The 14,354-nt window shown below is 68.7% G+C and carries 14 protein-coding genes; 12 read left to right on the forward strand and 2 right to left on the reverse strand.

Annotation, left to right across the window (positions count from 1 at the left end):
- Nucleotides 1-5 precede the first annotated feature (5 nt).
- From AC07RM_RS22050 to AC07RM_RS22060, 3 genes are read left to right on the forward strand one after another with little or no spacing between them, the layout of a single operon-like run.
- Nucleotides 6-308 carry a DUF2818 family protein gene (locus AC07RM_RS22050; RefSeq protein WP_093339347.1) on the forward strand — a complete coding sequence of 101 codons (303 nt, stop codon included), beginning with the start codon at nt 6-8 and terminating at the stop codon, nt 306-308.
- Nucleotides 309-339: 31 nt separating this feature from the next.
- The gene (locus AC07RM_RS22055; protein WP_495335875.1) at nt 340-939 is read left to right on the forward strand and encodes an NUDIX domain-containing protein; all 600 of its coding nucleotides are present in this window, start codon (nt 340-342) and stop codon (nt 937-939) included.
- An 8-nt stretch (nt 940-947) separates the two neighbouring features.
- The gene (locus AC07RM_RS22060) at nt 948-1,412 is read left to right on the forward strand and encodes a DUF1178 family protein (RefSeq protein WP_495335876.1); all 465 of its coding nucleotides are present in this window, start codon (nt 948-950) and stop codon (nt 1,410-1,412) included.
- A gap of 50 nt (nt 1,413-1,462) precedes the next feature.
- Here AC07RM_RS22060 and AC07RM_RS22065 read toward each other — a convergent pair whose 3' ends face one another.
- Nucleotides 1,463-3,250 (reverse strand): ABC transporter transmembrane domain-containing protein, encoded by a 1,788-nt coding sequence (locus AC07RM_RS22065; RefSeq protein WP_093339340.1) that lies wholly within the window; start codon nt 3,248-3,250, stop codon nt 1,463-1,465.
- Nucleotides 3,251-3,332: 82 nt separating this feature from the next.
- Here AC07RM_RS22065 and AC07RM_RS22070 point away from each other — a divergent pair, with 82 nt between their 5' ends.
- The 5 genes from AC07RM_RS22070 to AC07RM_RS22090 all read left to right on the forward strand — a co-directional run bounded on the left by AC07RM_RS22070 (nt 3,333) and on the right by AC07RM_RS22090 (nt 9,314).
- Nucleotides 3,333-3,869, forward strand: coding sequence for a MarR family winged helix-turn-helix transcriptional regulator (locus tag AC07RM_RS22070; RefSeq protein ID WP_093339337.1), 537 nt, complete (start codon nt 3,333-3,335; stop codon nt 3,867-3,869).
- A complete protein-coding gene (locus tag AC07RM_RS22075; RefSeq protein ID WP_495335877.1) occupies nt 3,862-5,364 on the forward strand; it encodes an efflux transporter outer membrane subunit in 1,503 nt (500 codons plus the stop codon). The genes AC07RM_RS22070 and AC07RM_RS22075 overlap by 8 nt, the downstream gene beginning before the upstream one ends.
- Before the next feature lie 29 nt (nt 5,365-5,393).
- Complete coding sequence (locus AC07RM_RS22080) at nt 5,394-6,734, forward strand: HlyD family secretion protein (protein ID WP_093339332.1); 1,341 nt, start codon at nt 5,394-5,396, stop codon at nt 6,732-6,734.
- A gap of 41 nt (nt 6,735-6,775) precedes the next feature.
- Nucleotides 6,776-8,341, forward strand: coding sequence for a DHA2 family efflux MFS transporter permease subunit (locus AC07RM_RS22085; protein WP_093339330.1), 1,566 nt, complete (start codon nt 6,776-6,778; stop codon nt 8,339-8,341).
- 79 nt (nt 8,342-8,420) lie between these two features.
- Nucleotides 8,421-9,314, forward strand: coding sequence for a LysR family transcriptional regulator (locus AC07RM_RS22090; RefSeq protein ID WP_495335878.1), 894 nt, complete (start codon nt 8,421-8,423; stop codon nt 9,312-9,314).
- On the opposite strand, the gene AC07RM_RS22095 is transcribed toward AC07RM_RS22090, so the two are convergent.
- On the reverse strand, nt 9,299-9,919 hold the full coding sequence (locus AC07RM_RS22095; RefSeq protein ID WP_495335879.1) for a cysteine hydrolase family protein: 621 nt from the start codon (nt 9,917-9,919) through the stop codon (nt 9,299-9,301). The two genes, AC07RM_RS22090 and AC07RM_RS22095, sit on opposite strands and share 16 nt — an antisense overlap.
- 428 nt (nt 9,920-10,347) lie before the next feature.
- Between AC07RM_RS22095 and AC07RM_RS22100 the strand changes: the two genes are divergently transcribed.
- The 4 genes from AC07RM_RS22100 to AC07RM_RS22115 all read left to right on the forward strand — a co-directional run bounded on the left by AC07RM_RS22100 (nt 10,348) and on the right by AC07RM_RS22115 (nt 14,351).
- Entirely contained in the window at nt 10,348-11,118 is a 771-nt protein-coding gene (locus AC07RM_RS22100) for an ABC transporter ATP-binding protein (RefSeq protein WP_208513586.1), read from the forward strand.
- On the forward strand, nt 11,118-11,825 hold the full coding sequence (locus AC07RM_RS22105) for an ABC transporter ATP-binding protein (RefSeq protein ID WP_431509544.1): 708 nt from the start codon (nt 11,118-11,120) through the stop codon (nt 11,823-11,825). Before AC07RM_RS22100 ends, AC07RM_RS22105 begins: the two co-directional genes overlap by 1 nt.
- A 76-nt stretch (nt 11,826-11,901) precedes the next feature.
- Entirely contained in the window at nt 11,902-13,098 is a 1,197-nt protein-coding gene (locus AC07RM_RS22110; RefSeq protein WP_492714555.1) for an ABC transporter substrate-binding protein, read from the forward strand.
- A gap of 56 nt (nt 13,099-13,154) precedes the next feature.
- Nucleotides 13,155-14,351, forward strand: coding sequence for an ABC transporter substrate-binding protein (locus AC07RM_RS22115; RefSeq protein ID WP_093356153.1), 1,197 nt, complete (start codon nt 13,155-13,157; stop codon nt 14,349-14,351).
- The last annotated feature ends 3 nt before the right edge of the window (nt 14,352-14,354 follow it).

A 14,354-nucleotide genomic window follows, 5' to 3' on the forward strand; every position in this document is an offset into this window, starting at 1 on the left:
ACAAGGTGTCGCAGACGGCTTCGGTCTGGGTGGTGTTGCTGCTGGCCCTGCTGGCGGCCAACCTGCCGTTCCTCAACGACCGGCTGTTCGGTGCCGTGGCGATCGGCGTGCGCAAGACGCTGGCCATGCGCTTCGGCGAGCTGGTGGTGCTGTACTTCCTGGCCGGCGGCATCGGCCTGCTGTTCGAACGCAGGGCAGGGCAGATCGCCACGCAGGGCTGGGAGTTCTATGCGGTGACCGGCGCGCTGTTCATCGTGCTGGCCTTCCCGGGCTTCACCTGGCGCTACCTGATGAAGCATCGGCACTGAGCGCGCCACCCACCCGACCACGGAGCGGACCATGACATCCAGCATCCCCGCAGACGCGCACCTGCGCGAAGAGCTCACCTCGCGCGAATCGCTCGCCAAGGGTAACTTCCTCGAAGTCCGCCGCGACACCGTGAAGCTGCCCGACGGCCACAGCGCCACGCGCGAGTACGTCGTGCATCCGGGCGCCGTGGTGGTGATTCCGCTGCTCGACGATGGACGCGTGGTGCTCGAGCGCCAGTTCCGCTATCCGGTGGGCCAGGTGATGATCGAGTTTCCCGCGGGCAAGCTCGACGCGGGCGAGGATCCGCTGGTCTGCGGCCAGCGCGAACTGCTCGAGGAAACCGGCTACCGCGCGCGCGAATGGGCGCGTGCCGGCGCGATGCACCTGGCCGTGGGCTATTCGACCGAGGTCATCCACATCTACTTCGCGCGCGGCCTCTCGCTCGGCGAGCGCCAGCTCGACCACGGCGAGTTCCTCGACGTGTTCACCGCCACGCCCGAAGAGCTTCTGGGCTGGTGCCGCGACGGCTCGGTCACCGACGCCAAGACCCTGGCCTGCGCGCTGTGGCTGCAGAACACGGGCTCGGGCGCATGGGCCCTCGACTGGCAGGGCGACTCGGCCCGGGGATAATCGCGCGCATGAAGGTCCTCGATCTCCAATGCGCGCACGGCCACGGCTTCGAAGGCTGGTTCGGGTCCAATGAGGACTTCGAGAGCCAGCTCGCGCGCGGACTGATCGAGTGCCCGGTCTGTGCCGACACCGCGATCGTCAAGCTGCTGAGCGCGCCGCGCCTGAACCTCGGCAACGCGAAGGCGCCCGAGGCCGAGCGCTCGAACCCGGCGGCCGCATCGGCGCCCGCCCACCTGCCGGCCGAGATGTCGCCCGAGGCGCGCTGGATGCGTGCCGTGCGCGAGGTGCTGGCCAAGACCGAGGACGTCGGCGACCGCTTCGCCGACGAGGCCCGCCGCATGCACTATGGCGAGACCAAGGAACGCGGGATCCGCGGCCAGGCCACGCCCGAGCAGACCGAGGCGCTGCTCGACGAGGGGATCGCGGTGATGCCGCTGCCGATCCCGGCGGGGCTCAAGGAAACCCTGCAATAAAAAAGGAGAGCCTCGGCTCTCCTTTTTGCTTTCCGGGACCCGGGTCGCTATCAGCTCGTGAACTGCAGCGCCGCCAGCCGCGCATAGACCCCGCCCTGCGCCACCAGCGCCGCATGCGTGCCCTGTTCGACGATGCCGCCATGGTCGAGCACCACGATGCGGTCGGCCTTCTGCACGGTGGCCAGCCGGTGCGCGATCACCACCGTCGTGCGGCCTTCCATCGCCGATTCGAGCGCGGCCTGCACCATGCGTTCGCTCTCGGCGTCGAGCGCGCTCGTGGCCTCGTCGAGCAGCAGCAGCGGCGGGTTCTTGAGCATGGCGCGCGCGATCGCGATGCGCTGGCGCTGGCCACCCGACAGCCGCACGCCGCGTTCGCCGAGGAAGGTGTCGTAGCCCTGCGGCAGCGCCTGCAGGAAGTCGTGCGCGAAGGCGGCGCGGGCGGCCGCGTGCACCTCCTCGACGCTGGCCTCGGGCCGGCCGTAGCGGATGTTCTCGAGCGCGCTGGCCGAGAAGATCACCGCGTCCTGCGGCACCAGGCCGATGCGCGTGCGCAGGTCGTGCAGCGCCAGAGAGGCCAGCGGCGCGTCGTCGAGCAGCAGCTGGCCCGACTGCGGGTCGTAATAGCGCAGCAGCAGCTGGAACACCGTGCTCTTGCCCGCGCCGCTCGAGCCGACCAGCGCCACCGTCTCGCCCGGTGTCACGGCCAGCGAGAAGTCGCGCAGCGCCGGCGTGCCGGGCCGCGAGGGGTAGTGGAAGGTGATCCTGTCGAACACGATCGCGCTGCCCGCGGCGGGCACGGGCGAGCGCACCGGCGCGGCGGGCGAGACGATGGCCGCGGGCGCATGCAGCAGCTCCATCAGGCGCTCGGTGGCGCCGGCGGCGCGCAGCAGGTCGCCGTAGACCTCGCCGAGCACGGCGGTGGCGCTCGCGAGGATCGCCACGTAGACCACGGTCTGGCCCAGGTGGCCGGCCGTGATGTCGCCGCGCAGCACCGCCTGCGTGCCCTGGTACAGGCCCCACAGCAGCGCTGCCGAGGTCGCGATGATGATGAAGGCGACCAGCACCGAGCGCGCCTTGGTGCGGCGCACGGCGGTGCGGAACGCGCTCTCGGTCGAGCCCTCGAAGCGGCCGGCCTCGCGGTCCTCGGCGGTGTAGCTCTGCACCACGGGGATCGCGTTCAGCACCTCGGCCGCGATCGCGCTCGAGTCGGCCACGCGGTCCTGGCTGGCGCGCGACAGCCGGCGCACGCGGCGGCCGAACCACATGCTGGGCAGCACCACCACCACCAGCAGGCCGAGCACCTGCACCATCACGTAGGGATTGGTCCAGATCAGCATCGCGAGCGCGCCCACGCCCATCACTGCGTTGCGCAGGCCCATGCTCAGCGAGGAGCCGACCACCGTCTGCACCAGCGTCGTGTCGGCCGTCAGGCGCGACAGCACCTCGCCGGTCTGGGTGGTCTCGAAGAACACCGGGCTTTGGCGCAGCACCCGGCTGTAGACCGCGTTGCGCAGGTCGGCCGTGACGCGCTCGCCGAGCCAGCTCACCGTGTAGAAGCGCGCCGCCGAGAACAGCCCGAGCGCGACCGCCACCGCGAACAGGGCGCCGAAATGCTCGCGCAGCGCCATCGTCTGGGCGCCCTTGTCGGGGTTGACCAGGCCGCCGTCGATCAGGCTGCGCAGGGCCAGGGGGAACACCAGCGTCGTGACCGCCGCCATGACCAGGAAGACGGCGGCCAGCGTGATCTGCACACGGTAGGGACGAAGAAAAGGGCCCAGTCCCGACAGCGATCGGGGCGAGCCCTTGGCCGTGGAGGCCGGCGAGGGGGAGGATGCCATGGGCCGCGATTCTAGCGAGAGAACCTTTGCCTTCACAAAGGTCGCCTTGACAATAATTGCCATGGCAGCTAATATTCGGGCCATGAACGATGCCACTGCTCCCGATGACGCTCCGGTTGCACCGGACGAGGTGCGTCGTGCGCCCGATTTCTACCGGGCGGAGTCGTATTCGACCGAGGAAAGCATCGGCTACCTGATGCGCCGGATCGTCACGACGGTGGCGCAGTCGGTGGAAACCCGCATGTGCGAGCCCGGCAGCCCGACCTATCCGCAGTGGGTGCCGCTCTACAAGCTGCACATCGGCGCGGCCACCACGGTGGCCGAACTGGCGCGCGCCTGCGAGCTCGACACCGGCGCCATGACGCGCCTGCTCGACCGGCTCGAGGCCAAGGGCCTGTGCCGGCGCGTGCGTTCGCTCGAAGACCGGCGCGTGGTCAACATCGAGCTCACCGACGAAGGCCGCGCGGCCGCCAAGGAAGTGCCCCACGTCCTGAGCCGCGTGCAGAACGAATTGCTGGCGGACTTCACCGCCGATGAATGGGGGCAGCTCAAGTCCTACTTGCGCCGCATCCTCGACAACGCACAGGCCCTCGCGGCCCGTGGAGGAAAAAATGACTGATTCATTCGCCGTGCGTGCCCTGTGCCGCACCCCCGTCGTCGCCGCCGCGCTGCTGGTGGTCGCGCTGGCCGGCTGTGCCGACATGGCCGGCATCGGCGGCCATGCCAAGCTGCGCGATGCCGGCTCGCTGGGCATCGCCTCGGCCGACAAGGCCGCCGCCCCCGCCCTCGACAGGCAATGGTGGCTGGCCTTCGGCGACGCGCAGCTCAACGGCCTGGTCGACCAGGCAGTGGCCGGCAACCCCAACCTGCAGGTCGCGCAGGCCCGCCTCGCGCGCGCGCAGGCCAATGCCGGCGTCGCGGGCGCGGCACTCAAGCCCCAGGTCGGGCTCGACTTCGACGCCACGCGCCAGAAGTTCAACACCAACTACATCTATCCCGAACCGCTGGGCGGCTCGATCCAGAACGTCGGCCTGCTGCAGCTCGGCGCGAGCTGGGAGCTCGACTTCTTCGGCAAGAACCGCACCGCGCTCGACGCCGCGATCGGCGCCGCCAATGCGGCCGCGGCCGATGCCGACGCGGCCCGCGTGCTGCTCGCGAGCAACGTGGCGCGCAGCTACTTCCAGTGGGCGCGCCTGAACGACCAGCTCGCGGTGGCGCAGCGCACCCTGGCGCAGCGCGACGAAACCCTGAAGCTGGTGCGTGACCGCGTCTCGGCCGGCCTCGACACCCGGCTCGAACTGCGCCAGAGCGAAGGCGGTCTGCCCGAGGCGCGCCAGCAGATCGAGGCGCTCAACGAGCAGGTCGCGATCGCGAAGCATGCGCTCGACGCGCTCGTGGGCCAGCCCGGCGCCAGCGACGCGCTCAAGGCGCCGCTGATCGCGGGCGTCAAGCCGATCGGCCTGCAGGCCTCCATTCCGGCCGACCTGCTGGGCCGCCGCGCCGACATCGCGGCCGCGCGCTGGCGCGTCGAGGCCGCCACCAGCGACGTGGCCAATGCCAAGACGCTGTTCTATCCCAACGTCAACCTCACGGCCTTCGTCGGCTTCCAGAGCCTGGGCTTCGGCAAGCTGCTGAAGTCGGGCAGCGAGCAGTGGGGCGTGGGCCCGGCGATCCACCTGCCGATCTTCGAGGGCGGCCAGCTGCGCGCCAACCTGCGCGGCAAGTCGGCCGACCTCGATGCCGCGGTCGAGAGCTACAACGCCACCGTGATCGATGCCGTGCGCGACGCGGCCGACCAGGTCACCAGCATCCAGTCGATCGGGCGCCAGCAGGCCGAACAGCGCGCCGCGCAGACGGCCGCCGAGGGCGCCTACGACATCGCCGTGCAGCGCTACCGCGCGGGCCTCGGCAACTACCTCAACGTGCTGACCGCCGAAACCTCGGTGCTGGCGCAGCGCCGGCTCGCCGTCGACCTCGCCGCGCGCGCGCTCGACACCCAGGTCGCGCTGGCGCGTGCGCTCGGCGGCGGCTGGCAGCCCCCGTCGAACACCGCGAGCGCCGCTTCCGGCGCCACCACCACGGCATCCGCGACCCCGTCGGCCGCGACCCACTGAATCTCTCTTTCGAATCCGGAAAGACCATCATGAGCGACAACAACACACAGACCACCGCTGCTCCTTCCTCCGCCGCGGTCCCCGAAGCAGGCAACGGCAAGCGCCGCCGCGCACTCACCGCGCTCACCGCCGCGGTGGTCGTGGTCGGTGGCGGCTGGGGCCTCTACGAATGGCTGGTGGCCAGCCACTACGAGGACACCGACAACGCCTACGTGCAGGGCAACGTGATCCAGATCACGCCGCAGATCGGCGGCACCGTGATGGCGATCAACGCCGACGACACCGACTACGTGAAGGCCGGCCAGCCGCTGGTGCAGCTCGACCCGGCCGATGCCAAGGTCGCGCTCGAACAGGCCGAGGCCGCGCTCGCGCAGACCGTGCGCCAGACCCGCACGCTGTACGCCAACAACGGCTCGCTGGCCGCGCAGGTCACGCTGCGCCAGAGCGACATCGTCAAGGCGCAGAGCGACATCGCCAAGGCCCAGGACGACCTGCAGCGCCGCCGCGCGCTGTCGGGCAACGGCGCGGTGTCGAAGGAAGAACTCAACCATGCCGAGACCACGCTCGCCAACGCGAAGAGCGCGCTGGCCGCGGCGCAGGCCGGCGTGATCGCCGCGCGCGAGCAGCTCGCCAGCAACCAGTCGCTGACCGAGGGCACCAGCGTGGCCGAGCACCCGAGCGTGCTGGCCGCCGCCGCCAAGGTGCGCGAGGCCTATCTCGCCACGCAGCGCGTCGCCATGCCCGCGCCGGTCGACGGCTACGTCGCCAAGCGCACCGTGCAGCTCGGCCAGCGCGTCGCGGCCGGCACGCCGATGATGTCGATCGTGCCGCTCAACCAGCTGTGGGTCGACGCCAACTTCAAGGAAGTGCAGCTGCGCAACATCCGCATCGACCAGCCGGTGAAGCTCACCGCCGACGTCTACGGCAAGAAGGTCGAGTACACGGGCAAGGTCGCCGGCCTCGGCGTGGGCACCGGCAGCGCCTTCGCGCTGCTGCCCGCGCAGAATGCCACCGGCAACTGGATCAAGGTGGTGCAGCGCGTGCCGGTGCGCATCGCGCTCGACGCCGAGCAGCTCAAGGCCAATCCGCTGCGCATCGGCCTGTCGATGGACGTCGAGGTCGACATCACGCAGAAGGCCGGCAAGATGCTGGCCGACGCGCCGCGCGCCGCCGCGCTCACGCAGACGCAGGTCTACAGCCAGCTCGACCGCGGCGCCGACGCCGAGGTCGACCGCATCGTGGCCGCCAACCTCGGCAACAGCGCGACCGCCAAGGCGGTGCACGTGCCTTCGGTGCCCGCCAACCGCGCCGCGCCCGCGATCTCGCCGGCCTCGGCCGCGCAGATCCCCGCGCAAGGCCAGCCCGGTTGATCGCCACGGCGCTTTCGTTCCGACCGCTGTCGCGCTGAACCATGGCCACCGCCGCCGCACCCGCCTACGTCGCACCGCCTCCGCTCGAGGGCTCCGCCCGCGTGTGGGGGACGATCGCGCTTTCGGCCGCCACCTTCATGAACGTGCTCGACTCGTCGATCGCGAACGTGTCGCTGCCGGCCATCTCGGGCGACCTTGGCGTGAGCACCACGCAAGGCACCTGGGTCATCACCAGCTTCGCGGTGGCCAATGCCATCGCGGTGCCGCTCACCGGCTTCATGACGCAGCGCTTCGGCCAGGTCCGCCTGTTCGTGGCGAGCGTGATCCTGTTCATGATCAGCTCGCTGCTGTGCGGCCTGGCGCCGAACATGACCACGCTGATCGCGTTCCGCGCGCTGCAGGGCTTCGTCGCGGGACCGATGATCCCGCTGTCGCAGACGCTGCTGCTGTCGAGCTATCCGCGCGCCAAGGCCGGCCTCGCGATGGCCATGTGGTCGATGACCACGCTGGTGGCGCCCGTGATGGGGCCGCTGCTCGGCGGCTGGATCACCGACAACATCTCCTGGCCCTGGATCTTCTACATCAACATCCCGGTGGGCATCGTCGCCGCGGCCATCACCTGGGTGCTGTACCGCAAGCGCGAGAGCCTGACCCACAAGGTGCCGATCGACGCCATCGGCCTCGCGCTGCTGGTGATCTGGGTCGGCGCGCTGCAGCTCATGCTCGACAAGGGCAAGGAGCTCGACTGGTTCCACTCGGCGCAGATCGTCACGCTCGCGGTGGTGGCCGTCGTCGGCTTCGCCTTCTTCCTGATCTGGGAGCTGACCGAGAAGCATCCGGTGGTCGACCTGTCGCTGTTCAAGCGCCGCAACTTCTGGTCGGGCGCGGTCGCCACCGCCGTGGCCTACGGCCTGTTCTTCGGCAACGTGGTGCTGCTGCCGCTGTGGCTGCAGCAATGGATGGGCTACACCGCGACGCAGGCCGGCATGGTGATGGCGCCGGTGGGGCTGCTGGCGATCTTCCTGTCGCCGGTGGTGGGCCTGACCATCGCCAAGGTCGACCCGCGCCGCTACGCCACCTTCTCGTTCCTGGTGTTCGCGCTGGTGCTGTGGATGCGGTCGAACTTCAACACCCAGGCCGATTTCGGGACCATCATGATCCCGACCTTCATCCAGGGCATCGCGATGGCGTTCTTCTTCATCCCGCTGGTGACGGTCACGCTCTCGGGCCTCACGCCCGATCGCATCCCGGCCGCCTCGGGCCTGTCGAACTTCCTGCGCATCACGGCCGGCGCCATGGGCACCTCGATCGCCACCACGCTGTGGGAGAACCGCGCGACGCTGCACCACGCGCAGCTCGCGGAGTCGATCAACCAGGGCAACATCGCCGCCACCAGCGCGATGTCGGGCCTCGCGAGCAACGGCTTCAGCACCGAGCAGGTGATGGGCCAGATCAATCGCCTGGTCGACCAGCAGTCCTTCATGCTGGCCTCGAACGACATCTTCTATGCGTCGGCCGTGCTGTTCCTGCTGCTGATTCCGCTGGTGTGGTTCGCACGGCCGCAATCGGGCGGCGCGGGCAGCGACGCGGCGGCCGGCGCGCACTGAGCCCGCGCTCGCCACATCTCCCATCGACCCCCGGGCTTCGCAAGAGGCCCGGGGGTTTTGTTCGCATACAGTCGCGCGCATGGATCAGTTCGCCGCCTTGAAGGCATTTCGCGCCGTGGTCGAGGCCGGCGGCTTCACGGCCGCGGCCGAGGCCATGGATGTCTCGCACACCGTCGTCTCGCGCCAGGTCAAGCAGCTCGAGGCCGCGCTCGGCGTGCAACTGCTCAACCGCACCACGCGCCGCTTCGCGCTCACCGAGGCCGGCCAGACCTACTACCAGCACAGCCGCCAGATCCTCGACCAGCTCGAGGCCGCGGCGCTGGCCGTCGCACGGCATCAGGTCGAGCCCACGGGCCTGCTGCGCATCAACGCGCCGATGTCCTTCGGCCTGGAGGCGCTCGCGCAATGGCTGCCGGCTTTTCTCGAAGCGCAGCCGCAGCTCAGGGTCGACCTGGTGTGCAACGACCGCTTCGTCGACCTGATCGAGGAGGGCTTCGACGTGGGCCTGCGGCTGGCCTACGCGCTGTCGGATTCGACGCTGATCGTCAAGCGGCTCGCCAGCTTCGAGGAGTGGTGGGTGGCCTCGCCCGACTACCTGCGGCGGCGCGGCACGCCCGTCGTGCCCGCCGACCTCGCGGCGCACGAGTGCCTCAACTACTCGCTCGCGGGCAAGGCCGGGCAGCCGAGCTTCACCGCGCGCGACGGCAGCGTGCACACGGTCGAGGTCGGCGGCCGGCTGCAGGCCAACAGCGGCATCGTGCTGCGCACGGCCGCGCTGGCCGGCACCGGGCTCGCGCTCTCGCCGGCCTTCCTGCTGCGCGACCAGCTCGCGCGCGGCGAGCTGGTGCGCGTGCTGCCGGACTTCAGCCAGCCGGCGTTGAACCTCTACGCGCTCTATCCGCAGAACAGGCACCTGTCGCCCAAGGTGCGCGCCTTCGTCGATTTCGCGGCGGCGCGTTACGGCGCCGGCTGATCGAGCAGCCGCAGCAACTCATCGGTCGAGCGCACCTCGGCCACCACGTCCGACACGCCGCGCAGCGCCGCGCGATGCAGTTCGCGATGGCCGAGCACGCCGCCGTCCTCCAGGTCGAGGTCGCGCGTCGCGCAGGCATCGCCCGCGATCAGGTTCTGGTAGCCGCGCGGCGCGGCATCGAAGGCGGTGGCCGACACGCACATGTGGGTCATGAGGCCGGTGAGGACCAAGGTGCGGATGCCGCGTGCCTGCAGCTCGGCATCGAGCGAGGTGCCCGCGAAGGCGCTCGGCGTCGCCTTCGTCAGCACCGCGTGCCGCGCGTCGGGGCGCAGCTCGGAATGGATGTCGAAGGCCGCGCTGCCCTGCGCGAAGATCGGGCTGTCGGCGGGCGCGAGGTGCTGCACATGGAACACCGGCATCGCATGTCGGTCCGCCGCCTCGATCAGCCGTCGGGCCTGGCGCAGCGCCGGCAGGCCATCGGGGATCGGCATGCGGCCGTCGAAGTACTCGTTCTGGAAATCGATCGCGATCAGCGCCGTGGTGGCGGGATCGAGGCGGGTGGTCGGCTGCGCGCCGGTGAGCGTGCGGATGCTGGGATGCTGCATGGACTTCTCTGTGTGACTGAAGAAGACCGAAGCGTACGAAGCACGGGCGTGCCGGTGTAGATGCGCCGCCGCACAAGACTTGTGCGAATCGCGAAGGTCGGCGCGCGCGGGCCGAAGCCACCTGCCTGTCGCCGATGGACCGCGGGCGATGCAGCCGCGATGTAGTTCGGAAGTGCGCGCGAAAAAGCAGCGGTCGCGTGCGCGCGCCATGCTGCGGTGCACATGCTTTGTCGTTGCGGCGACAGTGTGCCGATGGCATGCATGCCGGACATGCGTCACCGTTCGAGAAGGTTGCACTGCAGCATAGGCATTTGCCCCAGTATGCAAGCGAGAGGCGCCCCCCAACAATCGGTCCGCGCTCGATGGTGGCGCTGTGAGAACAAACGCATGACAGACTTTTTCGGTCACTACCCGGGCGGCTTCGCGAGATGAGCGACGTCATTCTCGAAACACGCCAGCTCACCAAGGAATTCAAGGGTTTCACCGCGGTCAGCAAGGTCAACCTCTCGGTCGTGCGCGGTTCGATCCACGCGCTCATCGGCCCCAACGGCGCAGGCAAGACGACCTGCTTCAACCTGCTCACGAAGTTCCTCGAGCCCACCAGCGGCACGATCCTGTTCAACGGCCAGGACATCACCGGCGAGCGCCCCGCGCAGATCGCGCGGCGCGGCATCATCCGCTCGTTCCAGATATCGGCCGTGTTCCCGCACCTCACGCTGCTGGAGAACGTGCGCCTGGGGCTGCAGCGCCGCCTGGGCACCTCGTACCACTTCTGGAAGAGCGAGAAGTCGCTCGAGCCGCTCAACGCCCGGGCGCGCGAGCTGCTCGCGGAGGTGGGCCTCGAAGAACTCGCCGAAGAGCAGACCGTGAACCTGCCCTATGGCCGCAAGCGCGCGCTCGAGATCGCGACCACGCTCGCGATGGAACCCGAGCTGATGCTGCTGGACGAACCCACGCAGGGCATGGGCCATGAGGACGTGCATCGCGTGGCCGAGCTGATCAAGCGCGTGTCGGCGGGCCGCACCATCCTGATGGTCGAGCACAACATGAGCGTGGTCTCGACCATCGCCGACACCATCACCGTGCTGCAGCGTGGCGCGGTGCTGGCCGAAGGCCCCTACGCGGAAGTCTCGAAGAACCCGCAGGTCATGGAGGCCTACATGGGCACCACCGACGGCCAACTGCAGGGAGCGCACTGATGACCGCCGCACTCGAGATCAAGGGCCTGCAGGCCTGGTACGGCGAATCGCATGTGCTGCATGGCGTCGACATGGTCGTGCAACCCGGTGAGGTTGTGACGCTGCTGGGCCGCAATGGCGCGGGCCGCACGACCACGCTGCGCGCGATCATGGGCCTGACCGGCGCGCGCAAGGGCAGCATCGAGGTCAATGGCCGGGAGACGATCGCGATGCCCACGCACCGCATCGCGCACCTGGGCATCGGCTACTGCCCCGAAGAACGCGGCATCTTCGCGAGCCTGTCGTGCGAGGAGAACCTGATGCTACCGCCCGAGCTCAAGGGCGCGGGGCAGGGCATGTCGGTCGACGAGATCTACGCGATGTTCCCGAACCTGGCGGAGCGGCGCCACAGCCAGGGCACGCGGCTGTCGGGTGGCGAGCAGCAGATGCTGGCGGTCGCGCGCATCCTGCGCACGGGCGCCAAGCTGCTCTTGCTCGACGAGATCTCCGAAGGCCTGGCGCCGGTGATCGTGCAGGCGCTGGCGCGAATGATCACGACCTTGCGTTCCAAGGGCTACACCATCGTGATGGTGGAGCAGAACTTCCGCTTCGCGGCGCCGCTGGCCGATCGCTTCTACGTGATGGAGCACGGCCGCATCGTCGAGAAATTCGGCGCCGCGGAACTCGAAGCCAAGATGCCCGTGCTCAACGAGCTGCTGGGCGTCTGAATCCCTTTCCCCTCCCGTCCACAAGACCCCGACGTTCCCGTCCTCATCTCACAAAGATTCTTTCAGGAGACTTCGCATGCAAAAGAAACTCGGCCTCATCGCAGGTGCCATCGCCGTCCTCGCCCTCGCAGCCACCGGCGCGCAGGCCCAGGAAAAGGTCAAGATCGGCTTCGTCACCGACTTGTCGAGCCTGTACGCCGACCTCGAAGGCAAGGGTGGCGCCACCGCCATCCAGATGGCCATCGACGACTTCGGCGGCAAGGTACTGGGCCAGCCCATCGAGCTGCTGACCGCCGACCACCAGAACAAGGCCGACATCGCCGCCTCGAAGGCGCGCGAATGGATCGACACCGCCGGCGTGACCATGGTCTTCGGCGGCACCAACTCGGGCGTGGCGCTGGCCACGGCCAAGGTGGCCGAAGAGAAGAAGCGCGTGTACTTCAACAACGGCGCGGGCAGCTCGGTGCTGACCAACGAGCAGTGCAGCCCCTACACCATCCACTACGCCTACGACACGGTCGCGCTGGCCAAGGGCACGGGCGCGGCGGTGGTCGACCGCGGCGGCAAGAGCTGGTTCTTCCTGACCGCCGACTACGCCTTCGGCCATGCGCTCGAAGCCGACACCACCAAGGTGGTGAAGGAGAAGGGCGGCTCGGTGGTGGGCTCGGTGCGCCATCCGCTCAATGCTTCGGACTTCTCGTCCTTCCTGCTGCAGGCGCAGAACTCGAAGGCGCAGATCCTCGGCCTGGCGAACGCCGGCGGCGACACCATCAACGCGATCAAGGCAGCCAAGGAATTCGGCATCAACAAGACCATGAAGACCGCCGGCCTGCTGGTGTTCCTCAGCGACATCCACAGCCTGGGCCTGAAGAACACCGAAGGCCTGCTGCACACCACCAGCTGGTACTGGGACCTGAACGACGACACGCGCAAGTTCGCGAACCGCTTCTTCGAGAAGACCAAGCGCATGCCGACCGACGTGCAGGCCGCCGACTACTCGGCCACGATGACCTACCTGAAGGCCGTGGCCGCCGCCAAGACCACCGATTCCGACAAGGTGATGGCGCAGCTCAAGAGCATGAAGATCGACGACTTCTACGGCAAGGGCCAGATCCGCGCCGACGGCAGCTTCATCCACGACATGTACCTGGTGGAGGCGAAGTCGCCGGCCGAGTCGAAGAAGCCCTGGGACTACCTGAAGGTGCTCAAGACGCTGCCGGGCGACCAGGTCTTCACGACCAAGGCCGAAACCAAGTGCGCGCTCTGGAAGTGAAGAGCGCCTGAGACCGCCCCGCCGAAGAACACGAGACCACCACGAGGATCACCACCATGAAACGCAGCGCCATCGCTTCCGCCTGTCTGCTCGCCACTGCCTTCGTGGCGGCGGGCGCCGCCCAGGCGCAGGACAAGGTCAAGATCGGTTTCGTCACCGACATGTCCAGTCTCTACGCCGACGTGGAGGGCAAGAATGGCGCGGTGGCGATCCAGATGGCCATCGACGACTTCGGCGGCAAGGTCAACGGCCTGCCGATCGAACTGCTGACCGCCGACCACCAGAACAAGGCCGACATCGCGGCCTCGAAGGCGCGCGAGTGGATCGACACGCAGGGCCTGACCATGCTGTTCGGCGGCACCAACTCGGGCACGGGTCTCGCGATGGCCAAGGTGGCGCAGGAGAAGAAGCGCGTGTTCGTGGTCAACGGCGCCGGCACCTCGGCGCTCACCAACGAGCAGTGCAGCCCCTACACCGTGCACTACGCCTACGACACCGTCGCGCTGGCCAAGGGCACGGGCGGCGCCGTGGTGGAGCAGGGCGGCAAGAACTGGTTCTTCCTGACCGCCGACTACGCCTTCGGTGCCGCGCTCGAGGCCGACACCGCGAAGGTGGTGAAGGAGAAGGGCGGCACCGTGGTCGGCGGCGTCAAGCACCCGCTCAACGCCTCCGACTTCTCGTCCTTCCTGCTGCAGGCGCAGAACTCCAAGGCGCAGATCCTGGGCCTGGCCAACGCCGGCGGCGACACCATCAACGCGATCAAGGCGGCCAAGGAATTCGGCATCACCAAGTCGATGAAGATGGCCGGCCTGCTGGTGTTCATCACCGACATCCACAGCCTGGGCCTGAAGAACACCGAGGGCCTGCTGCTCACCACCAGCTGGGACTGGAACCTCGACGAACGCACGCGCGCCTTCGGCCGCAAGTTCTTCGACAAGACCAAGCGCATGCCCACCGACATCCAGGCCGCCGACTACTCGGCCACCATGACCTACCTGAAGGCGGTGCAGGCGGCCAAGACCACCGATGCCGACAAGGTGATGGAGCAGATCAAGAAGATGCCCATCGACGACTTCTACGCCAAGGGCACGGTGCGTGCCGACGGCCGCTTCGTGCACGACATGTACCTGATGCAGGTCAAGGCGCCGTCCGAGTCGCGCCAGCCCTGGGACTACTACAAGGTCGTGGCCAAGCTGCCGGGCGACCAGGTCTTCACGACCAAGGCCGAGAGCAAGTGCGCGCTCTGGAAATGACCG

Source organism: Variovorax sp. GW821-FHT09B05, assembly GCF_059418265.1.